This window comes from Rhodococcus sp. BP22 (assembly GCF_014281965.1).
Classification (GTDB): Bacteria; Actinomycetota; Actinomycetes; order Mycobacteriales; family Mycobacteriaceae; genus Rhodococcoides.
This window is the reverse complement of sequence record NZ_JACFTB010000002.1, coordinates 324,519-348,136: the sequence shown is the minus strand read 5'-3', so window position 1 is coordinate 348,136 and position 23,618 is coordinate 324,519. Positions and strand designations below refer to the sequence as shown.

The 23,618-nt window shown below is 61.6% G+C and carries 15 protein-coding genes; 5 read left to right on the top strand and 10 right to left on the bottom strand.

Features of this window, described 5'->3' with window-relative positions; genetic code table 11:
* Nucleotides 1-1,830: 1,830 nt before the first annotated feature.
* On the bottom strand, nucleotides 1,831-2,616 hold the full coding sequence (locus tag H2510_RS06085) for a class I SAM-dependent methyltransferase (protein WP_186627430.1): 786 nt from the start codon (nucleotides 2,614-2,616) through the stop codon (nucleotides 1,831-1,833).
* 2,590 nt (nucleotides 2,617-5,206) lie between these two features.
* On the opposite strand from H2510_RS06085, the gene rsmG reads away from it, so the two are divergent.
* The 4 genes from rsmG to H2510_RS06065 all read left to right on the top strand — a co-directional run bounded on the left by rsmG (nucleotide 5,207) and on the right by H2510_RS06065 (nucleotide 8,897).
* Nucleotides 5,207-5,884, top strand: a complete 678-nt coding sequence (rsmG, locus tag H2510_RS06080) for a 16S rRNA (guanine(527)-N(7))-methyltransferase RsmG (protein WP_186627429.1) — start codon at nucleotides 5,207-5,209, stop codon at nucleotides 5,882-5,884.
* Nucleotides 5,885-5,948: 64 nt separating this feature from the next.
* Nucleotides 5,949-6,950, top strand: coding sequence for a ParA family protein (locus H2510_RS06075; RefSeq protein WP_186627428.1), 1,002 nt, complete (start codon nucleotides 5,949-5,951; stop codon nucleotides 6,948-6,950).
* Nucleotides 6,951-6,954: 4 nt separating this feature from the next.
* A complete protein-coding gene (locus tag H2510_RS06070; RefSeq protein ID WP_186627427.1) occupies nucleotides 6,955-7,989 on the top strand; it encodes a ParB/RepB/Spo0J family partition protein in 1,035 nt (344 codons plus the stop codon).
* Nucleotides 7,990-8,210: 221 nt separating this feature from the next.
* The gene (locus H2510_RS06065) at nucleotides 8,211-8,897 is read left to right on the top strand and encodes a GNAT family N-acetyltransferase (RefSeq protein ID WP_186627654.1); all 687 of its coding nucleotides are present in this window, start codon (nucleotides 8,211-8,213) and stop codon (nucleotides 8,895-8,897) included.
* Nucleotides 8,898-8,923: 26 nt separating this feature from the next.
* Here the strand turns inward: H2510_RS06065 and H2510_RS06060 are convergent, their stop codons facing one another.
* From H2510_RS06060 to H2510_RS06025, 8 genes are all read right to left on the bottom strand, one after another.
* Nucleotides 8,924-10,117, bottom strand: coding sequence for an N-acetylmuramoyl-L-alanine amidase (locus H2510_RS06060; RefSeq protein ID WP_186627426.1), 1,194 nt, complete (start codon nucleotides 10,115-10,117; stop codon nucleotides 8,924-8,926).
* Between the two features lie 226 nt (nucleotides 10,118-10,343).
* On the bottom strand, nucleotides 10,344-10,676 hold the full coding sequence (gene trxA / locus H2510_RS06055; RefSeq protein WP_084348264.1) for a thioredoxin: 333 nt from the start codon (nucleotides 10,674-10,676) through the stop codon (nucleotides 10,344-10,346).
* A gap of 38 nt (nucleotides 10,677-10,714) precedes the next feature.
* Nucleotides 10,715-11,704, bottom strand: coding sequence for a thioredoxin-disulfide reductase (gene trxB, locus H2510_RS06050; protein ID WP_186627425.1), 990 nt, complete (start codon nucleotides 11,702-11,704; stop codon nucleotides 10,715-10,717).
* A 140-nt stretch (nucleotides 11,705-11,844) separates the two neighbouring features.
* Entirely contained in the window at nucleotides 11,845-12,567 is a 723-nt protein-coding gene (locus H2510_RS06045) for a hypothetical protein (RefSeq protein ID WP_186627424.1), read from the bottom strand.
* A gap of 89 nt (nucleotides 12,568-12,656) precedes the next feature.
* Nucleotides 12,657-13,250, bottom strand: a complete 594-nt coding sequence (gene sigM, locus H2510_RS06040) for an RNA polymerase sigma factor SigM (RefSeq protein ID WP_186627423.1) — start codon at nucleotides 13,248-13,250, stop codon at nucleotides 12,657-12,659.
* Between the two features lie 125 nt (nucleotides 13,251-13,375).
* Nucleotides 13,376-17,491: a lipid II flippase MurJ gene (locus H2510_RS06035; protein ID WP_186627422.1), complete on the bottom strand. Its 4,116-nt coding sequence runs from the start codon at nucleotides 17,489-17,491 to the stop codon at nucleotides 13,376-13,378.
* The gene (locus H2510_RS06030; RefSeq protein WP_397517327.1) at nucleotides 17,488-19,872 is read right to left on the bottom strand and encodes a DUF6049 family protein; all 2,385 of its coding nucleotides are present in this window, start codon (nucleotides 19,870-19,872) and stop codon (nucleotides 17,488-17,490) included. Before H2510_RS06030 ends, H2510_RS06035 begins: the two co-directional genes overlap by 4 nt.
* Entirely contained in the window at nucleotides 19,872-20,459 is a 588-nt protein-coding gene (locus tag H2510_RS06025) for an NUDIX hydrolase (protein ID WP_397517321.1), read from the bottom strand. The genes H2510_RS06030 and H2510_RS06025 overlap by 1 nt, the downstream gene beginning before the upstream one ends.
* Nucleotides 20,460-20,617: 158 nt before the next feature.
* Here H2510_RS06025 and H2510_RS06020 point away from each other — a divergent pair, with 158 nt between their 5' ends.
* Nucleotides 20,618-22,030 carry a CCA tRNA nucleotidyltransferase gene (locus tag H2510_RS06020; RefSeq protein ID WP_261392791.1) on the top strand — a complete coding sequence of 471 codons (1,413 nt, stop codon included), beginning with the start codon at nucleotides 20,618-20,620 and terminating at the stop codon, nucleotides 22,028-22,030.
* On the opposite strand, the gene H2510_RS06015 is transcribed toward H2510_RS06020, so the two are convergent.
* On the bottom strand, nucleotides 22,023-23,513 hold the full coding sequence (locus H2510_RS06015) for a DUF4185 domain-containing protein (protein ID WP_261392762.1): 1,491 nt from the start codon (nucleotides 23,511-23,513) through the stop codon (nucleotides 22,023-22,025). The genes H2510_RS06020 and H2510_RS06015 overlap by 8 nt on opposite strands.
* Between the last annotated feature and the right edge of the window lie 105 nt (nucleotides 23,514-23,618).

The following is a 23,618-nucleotide window of genomic DNA, read 5'->3' as shown; positions in this document are numbered from 1 at the left end:
GAGCTGAGGTGAACTACAGCGCTGTTATTAGTTCGAAAGGGTCGGTTTCACGTGAAACCGAGGTATGCACTCGAAACGTCACTGTGACGGATGCTTTCGATGAAGGCTTCGTTTGATGTTTCACGTGAAACCCTGATTGTTGGCTGGCGACCGCGGGGGCGAGTTTGGCGTTGGAAGAGTCCTTCCGGTCCCGGATCTGGATTTACCGGCGGAACCGCTTCCCTATTCTGTCGATCCTCGAGGCGCGCCGGTTTAGTTGCGGCACGCGTTATCAGTCGGCGTGGTGAACGCCGGATAGTCGAATTGGGAAGTTTCACTTGCGTCCGGGCTCGATACGTATCGGTGAGGGATGTGAGGCGTTGCTGCGACTGTGGAACTGTGGGTCCGCATGGATACCCGGGGCCGCGATCTCGGCGGAACGTGGGCCACAGCATTCAGGCACTCTCCCAACCAGGTTTTACCGACAGGCTGACGAAGTAGTTGCGCCTCGTGCACGCACGAGATACCTCGTACGTCGCTAATCCTTCTGTACCCGGTGCGCCGCTACTTGCTCAGAAGTAATCGGTGCGAGGGTAAGTGTTCGAGCGCGAATCGAAGTCGGTAATCATGCAGGCGCCTTGCTGTCGGGTGAAACAAGAAGTGGTCGCTGCGGGGCGGACGGGTCGTTTTGGATGTCGAACCTTGATTCGGCTCCCTATGGCAGATCGCCGGTGTTTGGGTTCTGTGAGTCGCAGACCGGCAACTCGAATCGACCTCTTCGGTGCGGTGGAATGTCGGTCGTCGTGGCGCCATCTGTGCGGGGAGCAGCCTGGACGGACTAACGCGGATGATCATTGGGTTCGTTTGCCGGGTGAGTGGATTGCTTCCGCTTGCCTCGAGCGACCAGGTGTGGAGTCGGTTGCGACCGATTGCATTCTTAGTGGAAGGGCTTCGTTGTAGTTGGCGGAGTCGGTGCCCTCGCTGGGGCATTCAGGCCCGTGCTCTGTTAGGGGGTGTTTGTGTCAACCGGGCCTTCGGTTGCACTGTTGGTTAGCGCTCGAGCGAGTCGGGTTCAAGGGTGGTGAGTCCATCGGAGTAGTGCTCAAGAACGAGTGCCTCTCCGCGGTGACAGTCATCGCGACGATGCCTGGTGGGCGGCATGAGTGAGCAAATTGTTTGTAGCAGTTGCAACGCCAGTCATCGTGGACTGGTTTACTACGGTCGAACTGATGCACTGATGCTTTGAGGTGCTTTGGTCGCCGTGCAGCAGGTGATCTGCCATCGAGGGCGGTCGGCGTCTGTCCGCCTGTCCCCTCGCACCACTTGGTGTACTCGGATCAGGTATTTGTGGATGCACATTCTTTGCTGAGCCATCCGGCCGGGGGTTGACGAGACAATCCCGTCCAGGCGCGGCGGGCTGGCCCGGCGTACGTACCCTCGATCTCCTCGACTGTGATTATGGGTCGGTCGAGGCGGACCGATGAAGCGGATCGGCGACCGGCTGTCTGTTTGAGTTCTGCCTGCACGAGTAGTGACTCATCCTTCGCTTGCCCATGTTTCACGTGAAACCTCTCTCGGTGGCAGTCGTCCCTGCACCGGCTTTTGCTGCGGCGTCACGTCAGCCTCTGTGCTGTGCTTGGACGTTCGTATGATTGGTGCATCGACAGCCCATTTTTTGAAGAGTTGACTTGCGCTCTACCTCTTGCTGCCGCTCTGTCGATTTGCGCTGAGGATTAGCCAGATGCGACGCCAGTTCAGCGAGGTTGGTGGCGGAGGATCCGCGTCTGACGTAAATCCGTTCAGCTCCGCTGTTCGGGATTTAACCTGACCACCCACACGGGAACACCTGGTTCAGGGTCGGACGTCGTGTATCGGGGCTGATTGACGACGTCCGACATACAGATCAGTGCGATACGGGATAACGATGCGGCCGAGTGGGCGAACCAGTTCAGCAACCTCGTTCAGCGCTGTTCGCCGTGCTGCTTCTGGGAGATTGGCAACCCAACTCCACGATGCCACCTGGGCGAGGAAAGCATCGTGCCCGAGTGACTGTTCGTGAGTCGCGTTGGTGTGCTGGAGGGTCTCGAACAAGCGAGTGCTCTCGAGTGCCTTCTGCCAAGTGACGCCGGCCGGGTACTCGCCTGCCGACTCCTTGTGGTGCGAAAGTATGCGCCGGAGGTTGTGCAGCCAGGGCGTGGTGTCCACCGTCCATATGGGTGTGTTCCACAGAAGCCCGAGACCTCCCGAGGGTTTGAGGACGCGGGCGATTTCGCTGGTAGCCGTTGCTGTTTCGAACCAGTGGAATGCTTCGCCGACAACGACTGCATCGACGTCCGAGTCCGGCAGTGGAATGGACTCAGCGGTCCCGTCGAGCACCGTGATGCCGGGCGTAGTTGTCTTGATTCGTTCGCGCATCCCATGCACGGGCTCGACTGCGACGACGCTGCCGACGCGGCTGCGGAACATCCGGGAGAGCTGTCCGGTTCCGGCGGCGAGGTCGAAGACGCGACTGCTGATGCTGAGTTCTAGGTCGGTAAAAATTCGGTCGATCGACACATCGGCGTACGTCGGTCGTCCAGTCTCGTAGTCCTCTGCGACCGCGCGGAACCCGGAAGTCGCGCGGGAATCGACGCCCATAAGGGGACGATAGCGTAGAGAAGACCGACGTTGTCGACTGTTCCGGTGGGCATCCGGTTTAACGGCAGGCAATTCATTTACGCACGAAGCACCTATTTTGGCGGGCCTCCGCGGCACACCCAACTTCTGTCAAAGTGCAATGGCGTGTCCCGTCAATCTTCGCTGCATCTCGACACGCTCCTCCCCCAGACGAACTGTCCAGGAAGTTGGTCAGAGGTGTTTCACGTGAAACACACCTCAGGCGGGTGTTCCTCACAGTGCGACATATAGACCTGCTAGGAAATTTCGGTTACGAGCAACGTAATTCGATCATCGGGTGATTCGGAATTTTGATGCAAGCACGGATGACACCATCGAGCAGAATTGGATCAAGCCATTCGAAGGCTTCCTCATCGGATCGATGGTCCGGTGGACCGCATCGGAAAGTGATCGCTCAACTGACGCTTCCGTCCGATTGTTGAGCCAACCAGTTTCGGCGTGGAGCAGAGGGCATGTTGAATCGGGGCAGTGTCAGTGGACTCCCATTCGCGGCTAACGGTGATGTGGCTACCACCGAAGTTGCTTCCTGCCGAGAGTGACCGGGAGGCCATGTCGCGATGGAATGTGAGACTGCGTCCGTTTGCAGGCGTCGGTGCTATGGGTGCGAGGGTCGAGGGCACTGTATGTAGTACGTGCCTTGTTTGTACGCCGGCACTCACCTGTCGGAGGAGCGCACCGCGAGGTCGTCATTCGTTGGGGGTGGCATGGCTGTCGGGAGGTCTTCATATTGGTGTCGTTTCCGGTCGGCCCTCGAGCGACGAGCATGGAGTTGGCTGCGACCGATGTGCTGTCTTATGTGGAACCTGTGACGTTGTCGTCTGGCGACGTCAGTGCGCCGCTGGGGGGCCGTCGGGAACGAGCTCGGTGTTCGAGAGGATGTGCCTGTCGATCGGACTGTGGGTTAGCGCTCGAGGTTGGTGGGCGGTGACAAGATCTTTCGTCGGGGGTTTTGGTGGGCGCGGTGCTCAGCGCGGAATCATCGGGGCTGTCGGTGTTACCCGACCCTCGAAGTCCAGCTTGGGGTTGGGAGCAGTTCGAGGGAGCGGCCGGGCTCGAGGGTGGTGCGCTCGGACTTGTTGCGTTGCGGCCGCCGCTTGAAGGGGGCAGCGCGGCTCGGGGTGGGAGCCGCCGCTCGAGGGAGGCTCGGCTCGAGGGGGCAGCTAGCTTTGAGGGTGGTGCGCTCGCCGCTTGAAGGGGGCAGCGCGGCTTGTGGTGGGAGCCGCCGCTCGAGGGGGTACGCCCGGATCGATTGTGTTGCTGCCGCGATGATCGGGTGTCGCCACTCCGGAGTTGCGACCGGTTTCGAGCACCGGACGATCGACAGTGTGCCTAGGTGGCCGTCGACAGGTAGCGCGAATATTGGGCCAGTCCTACTCCGACGAGTGTTGACGAGGTGAGCCTTCGTCAGACGGACTTCCCGACCCGCTCGGTGAGAAGTTCGCAAACTGCCGCTTCGATAGCGTCGTCCGATAGCGAAGAGAAGCTTTATCGAGAGGACTGCCATAACCGAATATTGCGCAAGAGCGGGCCAACACGTGGCTGCACACGCGTCGTACGCGAACTGCAACAGCACGGGTTTGACGTCGAGGACTGAGTTGTTTGGTTCTCAGCGATCGCACGAAGTTGCCCCATCGAATCGATAGCTGGGTTCGGCCGGGCGGACCGCTTCGGCGTGGGTGAAGCTGCGCTGCTGATCGTGCATGACTCCGGTGATTCCCTCTCCGCTCAAATGCTCCGCCTGTTGGGATTCGAACCCCCTGCAAGAGGTACGAATTCCTACACGGGGAGTAAATTGGCCGCGCGGGTCCCGACCCGAGGTGCACCCTTGAGCCGCACCGACCCCATCATGTGTGACTCGCTAGATCCAACCCGCTCGAGCCGAGCCGTTCGATCCAACCCGCTCGAGCCGAGCCGTTGTACAAGGGAGCGTCGTTCCTCCCAGCAATACCTGATCCTGGCTGATTGATGAGCCGTTGTGTGGAGTTTCGTCTGCGGCCTGATAGTTCGGGGCGAACTCCGAACTGAGTGTGCTCCCCTATCCAGTTCTTCGACCGGAAGCCGGACTTGTCTTTAGATATGTGAGACGAGACTGAACTGAAAGGTACGAACGGCACATCAGTTTCACGTGAAACTTTCCTGATGCCGAAGGGAAGGACCGGATGAGATGTTCTTACTCTCCGACACGGTGACAAGACGAGTGGCCGAGGACGATCGGAAGAGCCCCACTAGAGGTACCGACAGGCTCGGACAGGATTGGGAGTGAAGCGGTATCGCCATCAATTCCCCGCAATGCTTGACAGCCTCCTCTGTGCGCGCCGCCCGATGTTGTTGGGCTCAATTCGCCAAGCGGAACGATGAGGAGCGACCGTTGCGTATCTGTCATCGGCTCGGCGATGGTGGCCGCACCACGAAGCTGAGTCCACGTCGGTTTCACGTGAAACCTCGGTGTCGGGCCCCAGTCGGGGTTTTTTTGGGCAAGACGAGGAGCCGTGACGCGACACGGCTACGGAATGCGCCGATGGTTTGGCGAACAGTGCTCGGAAGCGAGACAATGTTTCACGTGGAACCAGAAGCGTTGGACGACGATCAGTTGATGGCAACCGCAGAACGCGTGTTTGGTCCGCGCCTGAATTTGGCACAGCAATACTACGAATCCCTTGCAACCGCGGGAGTCGAGCGTGGGCTGATAGGTCCGCGCGAGGTTCCTCGATTGTGGGAGCGACACTTGCTCAATTGCGCGGTTGTCGGTGAGTTGATCGACGAGGGTGAGCGCGTCGTGGATGTCGGGAGCGGAGCTGGATTGCCGGGAATACCTCTGGCGATTGCTCGCCCGGATTTACATATCACTCTCATCGAGCCACTTCTTCGTCGAACTGTGTACTTGGCCGAGTTCATCGAGAAGCACGAGCTGAACGTTCTTGTGGTGCGAGGGCGCGCAGAACAGCCCGGGGTGAAGAAAGAGGCCGGAGGTGCTGACGTCGTCACCTCGAGAGCTGTTGCCCCTCTGGAAAAGCTCGCGAAGTGGTCGCTGCCGCTCATTCACGAGCGTGGTCGGATGCTTGCGTTGAAGGGAACGAGCGCCGAAGAAGAGATAGAACGCGATCGGGCTTCCCTTACTCGCATGGGTGCTGGCAAGCTAGAGGTCGTGAAGTGTGGAGTCGACATATTGCCGACACCGACAATCGTGATTCGAGCCGAGAGGGCCCCTCGGCGTTCCCTCCGCACATGATGTGCGCTCACTTCATTCCTGCTCGTTCGTAAGCAACAAACCAGTTCCGCAATAAGGAGCACCTATGTCGGGTGGATTTGATCCCGCTGTTTCACGTGAAACAAGTACCGCGAATAACGATGCACGACCCGCCTCCAAGCCGAAGGGTGGATCTGGGTTCGACGCATTCAGCGGCATCTCCGCCAATGACACCCCGATCGGTGCTGCCGCGCAGCGGGCAAGCCAGGTTCTACATCCTAAAAGCGTGACCTTGCCGAAGCTTGCGCATCGCCGAATGCTGACGATCGCGAATCAGAAGGGAGGGGTCGGGAAAACGACGACAGCCGTGAATCTCGCGGCTGCGTTGGCGCTCCAGGGCCTCACCGTCCTGGTGGTCGATCTGGACCCTCAAGGCAACGCCAGCACCGCTTTGGGCGTCGAGCATCACTCAGGTGTGCCCTCGAGCTACGAGGTGCTCATAGGCGAAGTGACCGCCCGAGAGGCGATCCAGCAGAGCCCACACAGTGAGCGTCTGTTTTGCATTCCGGCCACGATCGACCTTGCCGGCGCCGAGATCGAACTGGTGTCCATGGTCGCCCGAGAAGGACGCCTGAAGACCGCGCTGATGGATCTCGCGGACATCGACGCTGACTTCGTTTTGATCGATTGCCCGCCGTCACTCGGACTGCTGACTGTCAATGCCATGGTTGCCGCAACCGAGGTTCTGATCCCGATTCAGTGCGAGTACTACGCCCTCGAGGGCGTAGGCCAGCTCCTGCGAAACATAGAACTGGTGCAGGCCCATCTCAATCCCCAACTGCATGTTTCGACCGTCATCCTCACGATGTACGACGGCAGGACCAAGCTCGCAGACCAAGTTGCGGAGGAAGTGCGAAAGCACTTCGGCGACGCAGTGCTGCGTGCGGTAATTCCGCGCAGCGTCAAGGTCTCGGAGGCACCCGGTTACGGAATGACGGTCTTGGATTACGACCCAGGTTCCCGTGGCGCGATGAGCTACTTGGATGCTGGTCGTGAACTCGCAGCACGGTCGTCCTTTGCGACGACCGATGGAACTCAGGAGCAATAGGGATATGGTTCAAGCACGCAAGGGTGGACTGGGACGCGGATTAGCTGCTCTCATCCCCACAGGACCCGAGGCAGGTCCTCGACTCGGGAGTGCCGCCGCGGATGTAGTTATCGGAACTGCGGCGGACGGCAAGATCAGTCGGAACGCTGCGGAAAAGGCAGCACGTGAGGCATCCGCACCGACTCCGACGCCACCAGTTCGGAGTAGTGAAGAGGACCTCTCCCCCACCGGCGCGCTATACCGGGAGATCGATCCGAAGCTGATTCAACCCAACGCCAAGCAGCCGCGGTCGGTGTTCGACGAGGAAGCTTTGGCCGAACTCGTCCACTCGATCCGCGAATTCGGGCTGATGCAGCCTATCGTCGTGCGACCGGTTGCCGATGGTCGATACGAACTGGTGATGGGCGAACGCCGCTGGCGCGCGAGCCAAGAAGCGGGCCTCGAGTCGATTCCTGCCATCGTTCGTGAAACCAACGATGACGCGATGTTGCGCGATGCGTTGCTCGAGAACATCCACCGAGTTCAGCTCAATCCCCTCGAGGAGGCCGCCGCATATCAGCAGTTGCTCGAGGAGTTCGACGTCACCCATGAAGAGTTGGCGGCGAAAATCGGTCGCTCGCGTCCCGTTGTGACCAACATGATTCGACTTTTGAAGCTGCCGATTCCCGTTCAGCGACGAGTCGCAGCCGGCGTATTGTCTGCCGGACACGCGCGCGCTCTCCTGTCGTTGGATGCGGGTTCGGATGCGCAGGAGTCTTTGGCTGCGCGAATTATTGCGGAGGGCCTGTCGGTTCGTGCCACAGAAGAAGCAGTTACGTTGGCGAATCGTAACGACAACATCAGTCCGAATCCCACTCCTCGCCGCAAGCCGATTCAAATGCCGGGCCTTCAGGATGTCGCTAATAGGCTCTCGGATTCCTTCGATACCCGTGTGACGGTGAGCTTGGGTAAACGAAAAGGCAAGATCGTCGTCGAATTCGGCTCGGTCGACGACCTCGAAAGGATTGTCGAGATGATGGAAAGTCAGAAGAAAAAGTAGCGCCGAAATCCTAGGTACAAACACCCGCGGCAGTTATGTCACTGTGACGTAAGTTCTCTATCGAAGGCCGGAAGGACACGAATGATGTTGTTATACAGCACTATTCACCTATCGCGCTTTCGGGAAGATCAAGGTTGTGACGATCGCTCACTTTTGACGCGCGCACCGGTGCATCATCGCGGTCGAACGACAAAATTCGGTGCATGGAGGCTGAGGTAGCAGTGTCGACGCTCGTCACTGGAGTCACATTGGACTCCTTCGATCAACTACCGAAGCACACGCGGCGGTGTCGTTTCTGGGTGCTCGATCCAGCTAGGACCCGAGCCGACGGTGAGTCACTCGATTTGGAGTTCGAGAACGAGGCGTGGCTTTCGATGGTCATGCTCGAGTGGGGATCCTGCGGACAGATGCTGTCGGTCGGTTCGGAGATCGTGGGATGCGCTTTGTACGCACCCGCGAGCGCGGTGCCGCGGTCCACCACTTTTCCGACCTCACCTGTCAGCGCTGATGCCGTGTTGCTGACAACGTTGAGAATCGAATCGGACGTCGATCGGGAGGGACACTCGGCTTCGTTGATTCAGGCGGTAGTCGCCGATCTCGTCAATCGTGGCGTTCGTGCGCTCGAGGCATTCGGGATTCGTCGAACCGAGGAAGACGAGGCGATCGGTCCGCGAGCAACGATGTCGTTGACCTGCTCGGACACGGAATGCATGATCGACGCCGACTTCCTGGAGCAGGCCGGATTCGAAGTGGTCGCGCCACATCATCGATACCCGCGACTTCGACTCGAATTACACCGCGACCATGGATGGAAGGAAGACGTCGAGTCGGCCCTCGAGCGATTGCTTATTGCGGCCAGTTTGACCGCGGTCGAGATCGAGCACAAGGAAACCGTCGGAGTCAGATGAGCGGAGGTCGCTAAGCGCGACCTCCGTCAGCTCCGATCTGCGGCAGCGAGTTCCTCGGCGAGGAGTTCTGCGAAGGTGAATGTTCCGGTGGGCTGATCGTCTTGACCTAACAAGTACAGACGCTTCACCGAGATGAGAATTGCCTCGGCGATGATATCCCGGGATCGGGGATCACTGAGAACATCGACGTCGGAAGCGTTTGTCAGATAACCCATGTCGACTTGCACCGTCGGCATGTTGGTCAGCCGCAGCAGATCCCAAGTTCGCCCATGGCTGCGGCAATCGAGTAGCGGAGTACGGGCGACGATTTCGCGCTGTATGTAGCCGGTGAGGATCTGGCCGATCAATGACGCCGAACCGTGTGAGTTGCCGAAATGGAAACTTGCCACTCCGTTCGCCGCTGGACTCTTGCTCGACGCACAGCGAAGTGAAATCATCAGGTCCGCATTGAAGCCATTGGACGTCTCGGCACGCTCGGCAACACTGGGATTGGTTCCACGTGCACGGGACAGAAACGTCTCCATCCCGGTGGCGGCCATTCGACCCTCGAGGCGACTCGCGACATCCCAAAGAATTTCTGCTTCGGAGATTCGGCCGAACATGCCGTGGACTATGCGTCCGGTATCGGCGCCACCGAGATCGGGGTCGATCACGATGCGCTTGCCAGTCAATTGTGGGCCGGCCGCTCGGACGAGTTCTTGTTCACTGATGGCGTGTGGTGATCCGCCCGTGACACGCGTACCGAGCAGTTCGAGCGAACGTAGCGTTGCAGGACCGCAAATGCCGTCCGGGGACAGACCGATTTCCCGTTGGAAAGAGGAGAGCCCTTCGTGAGTTTTAGGCCCGAAGTATCCGTCGACGCGCTCACTGTAGAAACCCAAATCCTGCAGCCGAGTCTGGAGGGTCGCAATATCGTCCCCGTACAGAGGTGCCGAGAGCTGGTAGATGAGAGTCCGAGCTCCGAGCCGGTACGACGCTTCCTTCAGAGATCGGTAGGTAGCCGGTCCTACGACACCGTCGACCAGCAGGCCTCGATATTGCTGAAAGGCGCGGACGGCGCCACCCAAGGATTCATCGAAGTCGGATGCGGGTGGAGTCCAGTGCGTCGGATCGTTCGCAGAGGATCGATCTGTTTCCTCGACCAGAAATCCGAGCGAGACAAGCGTGCTCCGAACCTCCGCGACGGCGGGTCCAGAATCGCCGTGACTGAGTCGGTGCATACAGTTGACCTTCCGATCTCGAGTTTGATTGCTGCAACGACTGTATCCGCAACCCCGGAACGGGGAGTTCCGATTCGGGTCTGGGCCTATACAAAAGTCGATGTGCCGAGCTTGTCGGCACATCGATCAATTGTCGCAGAAAGTGACCGTCAAGCCCCAATCCGCCAGGTAGAGCCGACGGATCGCGGCGGTGGTGACGGCTACTGCTCAGACGTTGTCTGCCTGATCACAGGACCGCTTCGAGGTCCTTGAGAAGTGCTGCCTTACCCTTGGCGCCGACGATTTGCTTGATCGGCTTGCCGCCCTGGAAGAGGATCAAGGTCGGAATCGACATGACTTTGAAGTCACGAGCCGCCTGTGGGTTCGCATCGATGTCGAGCTTCGCGATCGTCAGTTTGTCCGAGTGTTCGGCCGCGATCTCCTCGAGTACTGGGGCGACCATCTTGCAAGGCCCGCACCATGTGGCCCAGAAGTCGACGAGAACGGGCTTCTCGCTGCTGAGCACGTCGTCGACGAACGACGCATCCGTGATGGTGACGGTCTTCTTGTCGTCGGACATGTGTTTCTCCTGGTTGTGTAGTAGTTCGGGAACGAAATTCAGGCGTTGACGACGTCTACCGGCTGATCGGCGTGCTCGAGCGTGTTGGAGGAAATATCGCCCTGCTCGGCGAGCCAGCGCTCGGCGTCGATGGAGGCAGTGCAGCCGGTTCCGGCCGCGGTGATTGCCTGCTGGTAGACGTGATCCACCAGGTCGCCTGCGGCGAACACTCCGGGTAGTGACGTAGTCGAGGATGGCGAGGCGACCTTGACGTAGCCTGCTTCGTCGAGTTCGACCTGGCCCTTGACCAGCTCGTTACGCGGATCATGACCGATAGCGACGAACATTCCCGTCACCTCGAGAGTGGTCTTCTCTCCGGTGATCGCGTTTTCGAGTGCTATCCCGGTGACAGAGGTGTCGCCCAGGACTTCGAGAACGTTGGTGTCGGTGAGGAAGCGAATCTTGTCGTTGGCCTTTGCGCGCTCGAGCATGATGCGCGACGCACGAAATTCGCTGCGTCGATGGACGATAGTGACGCTACGTGCGAATCGAGTGAGGAAGGTCGCTTCTTCCATAGCCGAGTCCCCGCCACCGATGACGGCAATGTCCTGATCGCGGAAGAAGAATCCGTCACAGGTGGCACAGGCGCTGACACCGCGTCCGAGCAGCTTTTCTTCACCCGGTATGCCGAGGTATCGCGCAGCCGCGCCCATCGCCAGAATGACCGCGCGTGCCTGATAGGTCTCGCCGCCGGCGGTTACGGTTTTGATCTCGCCTCTGAGGTCCATCTCTTCGACGTCCTCGGTACGAATGTCCGCGCCGAACCGCTTGGCCTGCTCGCGCATCTGCTCCATGAGGTCTGGTCCCATGATGCCTTCGCGGAAACCTGGAAAGTTCTCGACGTCCGTGGTGGTCATCAAAGCGCCACCGAACTGAGTTCCCTCGAACAGAATCGGCTGGAGTTCAGCCCTGGCTGCGTATACGCCGGCGGTGTATCCAGCCGGTCCCGAGCCGACGATGATGAGATCGTGAACCTGTGGGGTTGTCATGCGGACCTTCCGATCGAATGTGCTGTCTACCCATTGCGTTGAAACAAAAGTCGAGGGGCATAGTTCTGGTACGCCCGCCGGTTATGTCAACACCAGCGTAAAGGGTGTTGTTCCCCGGTAGTTCTCCTGCTCGTCCGAGATCAGTTCAGATCGCGACGAACCAGTGTCTGCGGGTTGCCGTCTCCGCAATCCGCGCCCAACACGAGTACGGTCATGCCGTCCATCGGAAAACGCGGCACGACGAGCAGTGTTGCGGATTGTCCGTCGACTTGTACCGGAGTGGCTGCGAGCAGAATTGCCTGAGAGTCGAAACCGTTGGCTGCCAGACACTCTGGAAGATTCCCGGCGTCCTTCAGTTCGGTTGGATCCTGTCGGCCGAGGAGGTCGCGGACATCGGTCGAATTCAAGTCGCTCGAATCGAGAACGAGGCTGGGCGGATATGCCGGTGCGGCTACCGTGTCGGGGTCGGTTGGCCCACTCGGGCGGGCGAACAGCAAGGCGGAAAGCGAAGCAACGATGGCGGCTGCGGCTGCGATACCGATACCCGTATAGGCCCACCGGCGTGGGAATCGACCGGGGCGGTCGCCGAAGGATGTTTCCTGCTCGGTCATCAGCGCGCGATCGATCCTCTCGGCGACGTCCGGGGGCATCGGCTCACCGGAGTCGAAATCGCTTCCGAGTGAGCCGAGACGGGCAGAAAGCGCGTCGAGAGCGGAGATGACCTGCATCGCTCTCGGATCTTTTCGAACGAGAGGCCAGAGCTTCTTACTGACCGACTCGTCGAGTACGCCTGCATGGAGATCTGCCAACAGGTCGGGTGAGTACGGAGCGACGGGTAGAGGCTCGGTTCCGTGCGATGCCACTTCGGTCTCCTCCCAGCGCAAGCTCTACCCACGGCCCGTGTTGTTTACGGGGCAATCGTGCCTACACATGGTAAGACGCGCCAGAGCCGCTAACGGTTCCCTTCGTACCGCAAATACTCGAGTTGTATTACTAGTTTCAACCGTCCACGGGCGCATCGGCTCTTGATCGTGCCGGTGGGTACACCGAGCATGCGGGCAGCATCTGCAACCGAGTAGCCCTCCATGTCCACTGCCACGACGGCGGATCGTTGTTCGGGTGGCAACGACATGAGTGCCTTGTGAACCTCGATGGAGGTCTCGGCGGCTGACATTTGATCCCGACCGTCGACCGGTTCGATGTCGTCCTCGTTGGTGAGCGACACGGTCGGTCTCGAACGGTTACGCCGAATGCGGTCGAGGCATGCGTTGACAACGATCTTGTGTAACCAACTGCGTACAGCTGCATCGGCCCGGAACGTGGCGGCGGTGCGGTGGGCTGACAGGAGTGCTTCTTGCAATGCGTCGGCAGCGTCCTCGTTGGTATAGCTGGTTCGGCGTGCGGTCATCCAAAGGTGCTCATGATGTCGATGTACCAGCGAAGTGAACGCATTGGCCTCCCCGGCCACGTGCGCACTCAGCAATTCGACGTCGGAGCGTCCGCCGAGAAGACCCCCGACAGCCCAGTCCCTATGTAGATCCCCCATACGAAAACGGCTCCCCCCGTATTACCGCATTGTCGGAGAGCCTAAGGCATAGAGACCGGCGAGTACGAAACGTCCCCCGAACCGAGACGTTCGCAGTTCGACGGCGGGTGAACGAGGAGTAGTCGTCAGGGCTGCGCGGTGAAGCCGAAATCAGCGATCGTCGATTGGTTACGGCCACCGTCGTTGCCGAGCCCGGTAATCCACAGCAGAACATGCGTCGTGGGCTCGGAAACGGTCAGTGGAATGTCCGTGACGCCGTTCCCGAGCGTCGCCTGCCCGATGACGGTGGTGTCGCTGAGGCTTGCGGAATCGCTTGGAGCGGAACGGATTTCGACAACGGTACCCGGAGAGGGCGAGTTGACGAAGGCGCTGGTGAGGACCTGCGAAGACGGCAGGGTTGCGAGTAGTCCTACGCCTTCCTTGAGTGACGGGAAGGGCTGGAAATACGCGTCCGTGGTCCAGGTGGAGTTGGGGTTGCCGTCGATGGCGTTGCCTGCTGAACCGGCGTTGTCGGCACTGCCCTGAGGTGAGAACACCTCGACCGAGTCGATCGCTGTCGGAGCAGCAGCCGCCGGTGGCGCGACGTCTTCTGCACCAGGGGTGGCAGGGGCGGTCGCGCTGGTGGTGAGACCGAAGTCTTGCTGCGTCAGCGGCTCGTCGGAGCTGTCACCTGCGAGGAATGTGAAGAGCCAGTAACCCGCGAAACCGAGGACGATGACGGTCAATGCGCCCAATACGACAAGCGCGATGTTGGTGCGCTTCGACCGCAATTGTTGAGCGGCTAATTCCGCAGGGTCGGCCAGCGAGTGGCCGGAGGCACCCGGTGCACGCTGACCGAGGCGCAGTGCAGGCATCAGATCGGTCTTGTCGTTGATGACTGCCGCCTGATCCAGCACGTGCTGCACAGTCGCGGCCGTACGAATCCCACTGTTCTGCTCGAGTGCACGGACGGCGACTGCCGAGATCTCGAAGGGCACGTCGGGTCGGATACGACGTGGCTCGATGGCGTTGCCGCTCTCGTCACGGTCCGCAGGACGCATGCCGCCTACCGCTCGTGGCGATGAATCCGAATCCGAACCGGGAGTCTTTCCGACAGCGTCGGCGAGGGGCCAACGCGCAGTGATCAGGGCGTACAGCATCGCGCCGAGCCCGCGAACATCGGAACCGGGGTCTGCATCGGCCAATGTCGCCGGGAATGCGAGAACTGCGTTTCCGCTGGTGCTGATCCGGACGCGGTCCGGATGGTCGATCGACAGTGCTCCGCCGCTTCGGTGTGCGGCTTCGGCGGCGGCAGCGAGGGCCTTGATGGCCCGGGCCGCGCCGGTCGGCGACGGAACGGTGTCGGCCATTTCACGTAGCGATCGGCCCGGGGTCCATTCGGCGACGACGATTCCGCCGGAGCTGCCTCGGACGACGTCGAGAACGCGAGCAAGACCTGGGGAGTTGATCCGCCCCAGTCGCAGGGTGCGGGACAGGATGGCCTGAGGGCCCTCGGGACGGTCGGCCGAGAGAGAGGACGCTTGCTGGTCGGCGTCGACGAACGTCAGCGCCACTTCACGATCCAACTTGACGTCGTGGGCCTGCCAGAACTTGAGGCCACGTGATCCACCGTGCGGGGTGAGCAGACGGTAGCGACCGCCGGCCACGGACGCACCCGGGATGAGCTTGGGACCGCGAAGAGACCGTGCAGGTTCGGAACCTGGTCCGACGGGCGGCAACGCTGGTGATCCGACTGGAGCGGCACCGGTGTCGTGTGCGACGCCACGGCTGGATTTGACCGCAGAGGTGGTGTTCTTGACGTCGGAGTCGACCTTGCTGGTCGTCGAAGTGTCCTTGGAGTCGGCCTTGGCCGGTTCGGTCTTCTTCTCGGCAGATGCTTCCGACGTCGTGGCCTCGGTTGCTTCGACTTCTGTGGAAGGCTCCGCTTCCTCGGTCGGTGGCGACTTCTTGAACGGTGAGGGCATCTTGGGAGGCGTGGTGGCCTTGGATGGCTCGAGCTTGCCCGACGCGTCTTTGGCGCGATCGTCCACCTCGACACCGCCGGCTTTTCGCTGGGTGCCGTTCACTGCGGACTCGGCCGGCCCCCCAGCCATATCGTCGTCGGTCACTCTCACTCCTTCGCGCGTCTCTGCCCCGAGTTGTCCTACATATCGTCCCGTCGCATATCGCAGCGACTTTGGTGCCGCCGGCTGACCTGAGGTGTACGGGGTCCCGGTCTGCCGCGGTCCAGCGTACGGGAGTGGTTGGGGAGAATTCTCCCATGCACGCTCCGAGCCGACGACCGCTATGTGTTCGGTCGCATCGATGTCGGCCGTTCGCGCCGGATCGGGGGTCTCGATCGACTTCCCGCGGAAACGCCGAACCAGTTTGCTGACGGCGACGGTCACTGCCAGAACCTCGGGAATCCGGCCGAACCAGAGGATTCCGAAAGTTATCGACAGCATCAGGACGGCGCAAACCCCGACTCGGAGCATTGCACCGACAGCTCCCAGTGCGTCGGTGATGTTGCCGAGATCGGCGATCCGGTCGATGGCCAGCATGGCGGTGCCACCTGCGGCCGATGCGAGCAGGACCATCCAGATGGTTTTACCGATATTGATCATCCGGAGGTTGCCGAGACTGCGATGGAGCAGGAAGCCACCGATGCATGCACCGACTACGAATCCGAGTCCGTTGGCGACGCCGAGGATCAGCACCACCTGCTCGTCGTCGCTGGCCAGCATCGGCGCCAAGGCCGACAGCGCGATCTTGACGCCCGTGATTCCGAGGATGATCCAGGTGGGAGTCCATGCCTGTTCTCGGGCGTAGAACACGCGCAGATGTATCAGGACGAGGGCATACGGGATCAGCGTGAACGCCGACCAACTGACGGCTTCGCCGAGCCGACTCGCATCGTCGGCGAAGTTTCCGAAGCCGAACAGTGCCTCGCCGACCCACGGGCCGGCGAAGGTCAAGAACACTACGATCGGCACCAACGCGACCAGTGTCAACCGGGTAGCCACCGACAGGTCGTCCACGACGGCCGGAGTGTCTCCGTCGGCTGCGTTACGACTGAGCCGCGGCATGATGGCGGTAAGAACGGTGACGCCGAGGATGCCGTACGGAAGTTGAAGCAGGATCCAGGCCTGGGAGTAGATCGCCGGGCCCGCGGCGTCTGCTTCGGCGGAGATCCTGGTGGCGAACACGAGTCCGGCCTGGCTGATGACGACGTAAAGGATGATCGCGGCAGCCATACCGCCGAAGGTCTTGAGCCGGGCGTCGATTCCCCATAGCGGTCGAAGGTCGATCTTTTCTCGACGTAGTGCCGGGATCAGTGCTACGACCTGCGTAATCACACCTGCGGTGACACCGAGTCCGAGGATGAGGACGTGTGGGTCACTGATCTGCACCGGATCGAGGGAGATCTCGCCCGGCACGAAGAAGTAGAGGGAAAAGATTCCCAGCACTACCAGGTTGTTCCAGACCGGGGCCCACGCACCGGGTCGGAAATTCTGGCGCGTGTTCAGGACGGCGGTCAGCAAGCCCGAGAGTCCGTAGAACAGGATGGCGGGCAACAGCAGATACGACAGCGCGGTGGTCAGATCACTGCTGACTTTTGCATTCTCGTCGATCAACATGCGGCTGAGCAGGGGTGCACTGATGGTGGCGATCAAGGCGACGATGGCCAACATCGAGAATGCGATGGTGAAAAGCCGTCGAACGAACGACGCTCCGCCGTCGGAATCCTCCATTTCGGCGCGAACCAGAACCGGAACGACGATGGCGCTGAGCACGGCCCCGAGAACCAGTTCGGAGATCATGTTCGGGAGGATCGTGGCCGAGGTGAACGAACTGGCGATCGCGCCACCGAGAATCCCCAGCATGACGATCTGCTTGAAGAACCCGGTGATGCGGCTGACGAGCGTTGCGATCGCGATGGATCCCGTCGCGGCCATCAGAGATTTTTGTTGCTTTTTGGGGTCCGACGGCTCGGCCGGACCGGGAGCGCGCGTCGGCTCTGTGATCGGTGGGTAATCCTCGTCGCGGAACCGAGGAATCAACTGAGTGACGGAATTGTCCGGGGCAGGCCCACCATCCGGGGACGGCGGTGCTGGATAGCTCCGCATCTCCCGGAACGGACCACGTGGAGCAGGCTCGCGTTCCCAGGGTGCCGCCGACGGCTCCAGGGTTCGGCGGAAGACCTGCGCTGCGGGCAGCCGTGTGCGTGGGACGTCCCCCTCGTACGGGATGTTCCCGGTCATGGTCGTTCGTACCCTTCGTCGGCCGGGTCTGGTTGATCCCTGAACCTGTGCCACAGTCGGCGTCCGGCAAGCAGTAGCAAAAGAACACCTGCGCAGACGGTAATAATGGCCAGCGCTTGTCCGTACGCATTCGACCGTACGGACACTGTCGACGCTTCGCCCAATTGCTGCCCGTCGAGGGTGGTCAACGAAAAGTCGACGGACAGGTTGCGGCTGTCGTCGACCTCGGCCGGAACGGTGATCGTACGGCTACCTCGAGGTGGAAGCGCGGTGGCGCCGACGTCGGTGATGCGCATCTCGGGAGGCGCATCGACATTCAACCGCACGTTGATGCTTACCGGCAGATCGTTCTGCGCGACCAGAAGCAGGGGACTCTGCTCCGACGCCAACGTGTAAACCCCGCCTGGGGCGAGGACCGTCACCGCGTCGAACAGCGCGTCGACGCCTTCCTCGGAACTGCTTGTTCGGATATTCGCCATCTCGGCTGCCTCGGCGGGGTCGGTGTCTTCACCTGCTGAGGTGAGCGCGCGCAGCAGGTCCTCCTTCAGCGGCGCCGTGTACAGCCGCGGTGTCAACGGCAGTTGAGGGTCGTCGATCAGAGATCCGGCCAAAGATTCGATCCGGCCACTCTGGATGCGGACACGATCCTCGGTGTTGGTGTCCCTGCCGACCTGCTGCACCGTTCTGGCTTCGACGGGCATCCCGGTAGGTGGCTCGGCCAGTAGTTCGGTGAACGGTCGCGGTGAAGCGAGGCCGGAGCGCAGCATCGAGGAGATCGACGACAGAATCGCGGCGGGCTCGTCACCGTCGGCGCTCCAGTTCTGCGGTGGTGCAATCGTCAAGTTCCGCGGGGTGCCGTTCGGCGGAGTGAGGGCGTGATAGACGACGGCTCCGACGGCGTCCTGCAGGCGGGCGGTTCTCGAGTCCTGCTCGAGGTCGAAACGTTGATCTTCCGGAGTGAAGTCAGGGGTCGACGGCTCGGAGCCGACAGCTGCCAGTGCGGTGGCGGTGGCTGCGTCGAATACGACGGCCTTCAACTCCGCGTCGACGCTACTTCCGCCGGTGACCAGCGCAACTCCGCCTGCCGCTGCGGGGGCCACGCTGTTGTCGGCGACCAGGACAGTCCGCGGCCCGACCGAACGCACCGTTGCCGCGGCGCGGGCGCCGAGCTGGCCGGAAGAACTCCAGACGACGTCGGGGACCGATGTCACTCCGAGGATCGAGTCCACGATGGTCGACGGAGACTCGAGCGCACTCGATACCAGTGATGCGTCGCCGACATTGCCGAGTGCGTCGAGATCGACCTGGGCGAACGGAACGGTGGTGACGCACATCGAATCGGCCAGTGGCTCGAGCCGGGAAAGCCAACTCGCGGCAGCGTCTCTTCCGGTCCCGTCGCGGGCCGCGCCACGTGGATCGGCCGGATCGTCGACCACCAGATAGCCCCGAGCCATATTGGCGACCGTGACCAGGAGATCGGGATCGATGGCCAGGCACATGCTGTCGGCGAGGCGGTTCTCCGGATCGAGTTGGTCGCTCGTGGCGTACTCGACGGCTGCAAGTAGCTTGTCCAGCCGACCACCCGTCGCGAGTTCTTCGGCAAGCTCGTCGTCCACGAGTCGGACCTTGTCCTCGAGCGATCCCGGGATCCCCGCAGCGAGTCGAGGCTTGTCCGCCAGCGGCCACAACACTGTCGTTGCTATCGGGCTCGATGTGCTCGGTGGGAGCGCGATGGCATCGGGGGCCGTCGGGTCTGTCGCGGTCGGATCACGCGGAACTCCGGCTACGGGCAGCAGGAAGCGGGCGTCATCGAGTCTCGCGGTGCCGCCGTACTCGGGTGTGCCGTTGACGTTGAGAAGAAGCGGGTAGACCCCTGGTGCATCGATGCCCAGCGAGGGCCCCTGAGTGCTTCGCAGCGGTAACGACACCACGAATTGGGTGCTCGCACCCCGCTCGAGGCTCTGTGCGACGTCCTGGAACTCACCGACCGCCCCGAACTGCTCTTGTTCGAGGGTCAGCGACGTACGAAGCTTCTCGGGCCGGTCGACGGCGTCAGCGCCCTGCATACGGACGCTGATGTCGTCGACGCGTCGGTCGCCGGTGTTGGTGACGGTGGCGCGCACGGTCACGAACGGTTCACTGGTGGTGGTGACGGTGGCGGGTGCGACGGTGTCGATGGAGAGCTGAAGGAACTGAGTGCCCCGGCGAGTCTCGGGGAGCTCGCTGTCCTCCGATTGGTAGGTGAGATCCGCCGACGTCGACGGGTCGCTGTTCCACGGCTCCTGCGCGATCGCGGTCGCAGGCGTCAAGGCAGCGGCCGGCGCGAGGACAAGCAGGAATGCGGTCAATGCCGCCGCAGTGACCCTGGTACGCCGCACGATCACTCCTTGCCGGCGGCGGTAGCGCCAGGTGTCTTGGGGGGGCTGGGTTTCTGCGAATCGGGTCGATGCATGTCCGCGATCAGCCGATCGGCGATGGCGGCCAATTTTCGTTCGTCGGCATACGCGAGCCGCGACTGGAGTTCGCTGAGCGGGACCCAGGCCACCTCGGTGACCTCGATGTCTTCATCGGAGAGTTCGCCGCCGAGGAAACGGAGCAGGTAGTGGTGGACGGTCTTGTGGACGCGGCGACCTTCGGTGACGAACCAGTAGTCGATACTTCCCAGCGTCGCCAGGACCGAACCCCGGATTCCGGTTTCTTCGGCAACTTCACGCATAGCGGTCTGCTCGGCTGTCTCGCCCTGTTCGATATGGCCTTTCGGGAGCGACCACAGCAGCCGACCTCGGCGATCGGTGCGTCCGATGAGAGCGGCGCAGCGTTTTTCGGGTGGGCCGTCGAGACCGTCCACGACCAGGCCACCTGCAGAAGTTTCCCGCACTGTGCGGAGTTTGGGCCTGTCGCTGTCGACGCGTGCGTTTCGCCGCCGCGGGTTGCGGCGGCTCCGGTTCGCACGTTCGCCAGCAGACACCCAATCCATACTAGTTGGAAAAATGAGGCGATCTCTCCTCCCGCACCGAGACGGGCGTACTCATGACCACGACCTCTCGCCTAGGCTCTGTCAACGTGGCCGAACAGTCTCCAACACCCCGACACTCCGACGCGAGCGACGACCGGCGGGAAAGACTGATGGCGGCGGCCGCGTCGACCCTCGGAGAGTTGTCCGGCGTGCTGAGTCCGCTTGCCGATCGCTTCGCGGCTCACGGGCACGAGCTGTACTTGGTCGGTGGCAGTGTCCGAGACGCGGTCCTCGGCCGGTTGTCCGGCGATTTGGACTTCACCACCGACGCGCGCCCCGAGGCGGTGCAGCAGTTGTTGTCCGGTTGGGCCGACAATCAATGGGACACCGGCATTGCGTTCGGCACGATCAGTGCCGCGAAGGACGATCAGCTCATCGAGATCACCACCTTCCGTACAGACTCGTACGACCAGGTCTCGCGCAACCCGCAGGTTCAGTACGGCACCAGCCTCGAGGAAGACCTGATCCGACGCGATTTCACCGTCAATGCCATGGCGGTTCGGCTCGGCGCGGACGGGTTGCAGGAGTTCGTCGATCCGCTCGGTGGGATGGACGCATTGCTCGAGGGGCTTCTCGATACGCCGTCCACTCCAGAGAAGTCGTTCAACGACGACCCGTTGCGGATGTTGCGCGGGGCGCGGTTCGTCTCGCAGCTCGGTTTCACGCTGATGCCGCGCGTACACGAGGCCATTTCGAACATGGCGGGTCAGATCGAACGGATCACCGCTGAACGCGTCCAGGCAGAGCTCGACAAGTTGCTGCTCGGCGACTACCCCATCGACGGAATCGACGTGATGTGCGAGACGGGTCTCGCGGCGTACGTGCTACCGGAGGTTCCGGCGATGAAGCTCGAGATCGACGAGCACCACCAGCACAAAGATGTGTACTGGCATTCGTTGACGGTGTTGCAGCAGGCCATCGACCTCGAGGACGGTGACCCCGACCTGGTATTACGTTGGGCTGCACTACTTCACGACATCGGTAAGCCGGACACGCGAAAGCACGAGCCGGCCGGTGGTGTCAGCTTCCACCACCACGAGGTCGTCGGGTCGAAGATGGTGCGCAAACGGATGCGCGCGCTGAAGTACTCGAAGAAAATGATCGACGACGTCTCGCAGTTGGTATTCCTGCACCTTCGATTCCACGGTTACGGCAAGGGACAGTGGACCGATTCCGCAGTCCGACGCTATGTCACGGACGCGGGAGAGCTACTTCCTCAGCTGCACAAGCTCGTTCGCGCCGACAGTACCACCAGGAACAAGCGTCGAGCGGCGGCGTTGCAGGCGACGTACGACGATCTGGAGGAGCGGATCGCACGTCTCGCCGAACAGGAGGATCTGGCCAGAGTGCGCCCGGATCTCGACGGCAACGCCATCATGGACTTGCTCGGGATCGAGGCCGGACCGAATGTCGGGAAGGCCTGGAAGTTCCTCAAGGAATTGCGGCTCGATCACGGACCACTCCCCCGTGAGCAGGCCGAGGCCGCGCTACTCGAGTGGTGGAAGACGCAATCGGTCAGTTGAGGTCGGCCTTCATCAAGTACACGTTGTAGCTGTCCCATTCCGATATTGCGAAGTAGAGCTCTCCGTCCTTCGACCACGGGTGCATGAATCCACCGTAGGCTTTCGGGTACTCTGCAGTCCGAATCAGAGTCGACGGCGCGGTCCACTCTCCCTGCGGTGAATTCGCTTCGCGGAGAACGATATTGCCGGCGATCGGATCGAGGTAGGTCATCTGCCACAGGCCGTCGTGGAAGCGGACCGATAGTTCGGCGGAGATGCCGTCGGCGATCGGGGTTGCGTCGTTGGAGTCCACCGGCGCCCAGGTGCCGTCGACCCAATATTGGTAGGCAGTCTTGTTGAGGACGTCGTCCTTCGGCACTCGGGCCAAGCCTACCGTACCGATCCGGCCGTTGACGGTGCCGAACATGTAGACGAAGTCTCCGGCGGGAACCATGGTGGACACCTGGAACTTCGAGAAGCCGAACATGTTGTCCCACCGGGTATGTGGATCCTTGACCCAGGTAGAGCCGTTGTCGTCGGAGTAGGCGATGCCGCCGTAGTTGGTCCACCACATACCCGGGACGACGCTCCAGCGCCGGATGGACATATACGACATGTACTGCCGATCCCCGACGGCGAATCCGGACGTCGGAATGACCGTCGTCTCCCAGTTCTTGATTTTACGACTGCCGAGCAATTCGGCTGCGTGGCAACGGGAATCCTGCACCATACTGTCGAGGGTCAGGCCGTCGGACAGGTCGGTGTCGGTGCTGTGGCCCAGGACGTTGCTGCGCCAGTCGTCACCGCCGACGACTCCGTACTCCCAGCTCTTGCCGAAGGAGTCACCGAAGGCCACGGCCACCTCGCCTGGCTTCGATTCCCACATGATGCCGAGGTCGGTGCCCTCGACCTGCCAGCGCTTGTCTGTTCTGTTGATCGAACCTTGGCCAGTCATCTGCGAGATCACCGAGACATTGCCCACCAGCGGCTGTTTCGGGGCTGGAGATGTCGGGCCCGCCTCGGCTGGATTCACAACGGCGGGAGGTGCGGGTAGCTGCGGTGCTGCGAGCGGGCCGGGGATGGGAATGGGGATGGTTTCCGGTTGCGGATCGATCTCGATGCGCGGGAACGGGAGATGTGCAGATCCGGTCGCGTCGACGGGTTCTTCGGTGGTGTCGGTGAGATCGGGGCACGGGTCCATGCACGGATCGGGCAGCGGGTCCGCGTCGACTCGGGTGTTGTCGGGTTCGGGATCGGGCACCGGGACCAGTTCGACGGACGGGTACGGCACCGGGATGACGAACTTGTCCGGCACCGAGGGTATCGGCGGCAGGACAGGCGGAGCGTTGGGATCGACTGGCTCGGGTGGATAGTCCTTGGGATCGAAGCCGGTCTCTCCGCACTGGTTGACCGGGGCGGGTGGGGCCGCGTTCGCCGGTGCTGCCAGCACGCTGCTCGATGCGAGCGCGAGCGCGCATCCCATGACGGTCAATCGGGCACGCATCTTCGTCCTTAGGGCCGGCAGCAACGAACAGACCGTGCGGTCCTGGAGAAAGGTATCACTGTGACGAACACGTTTCCTCGATCGAGACACCCAGTCCGAAGCCGC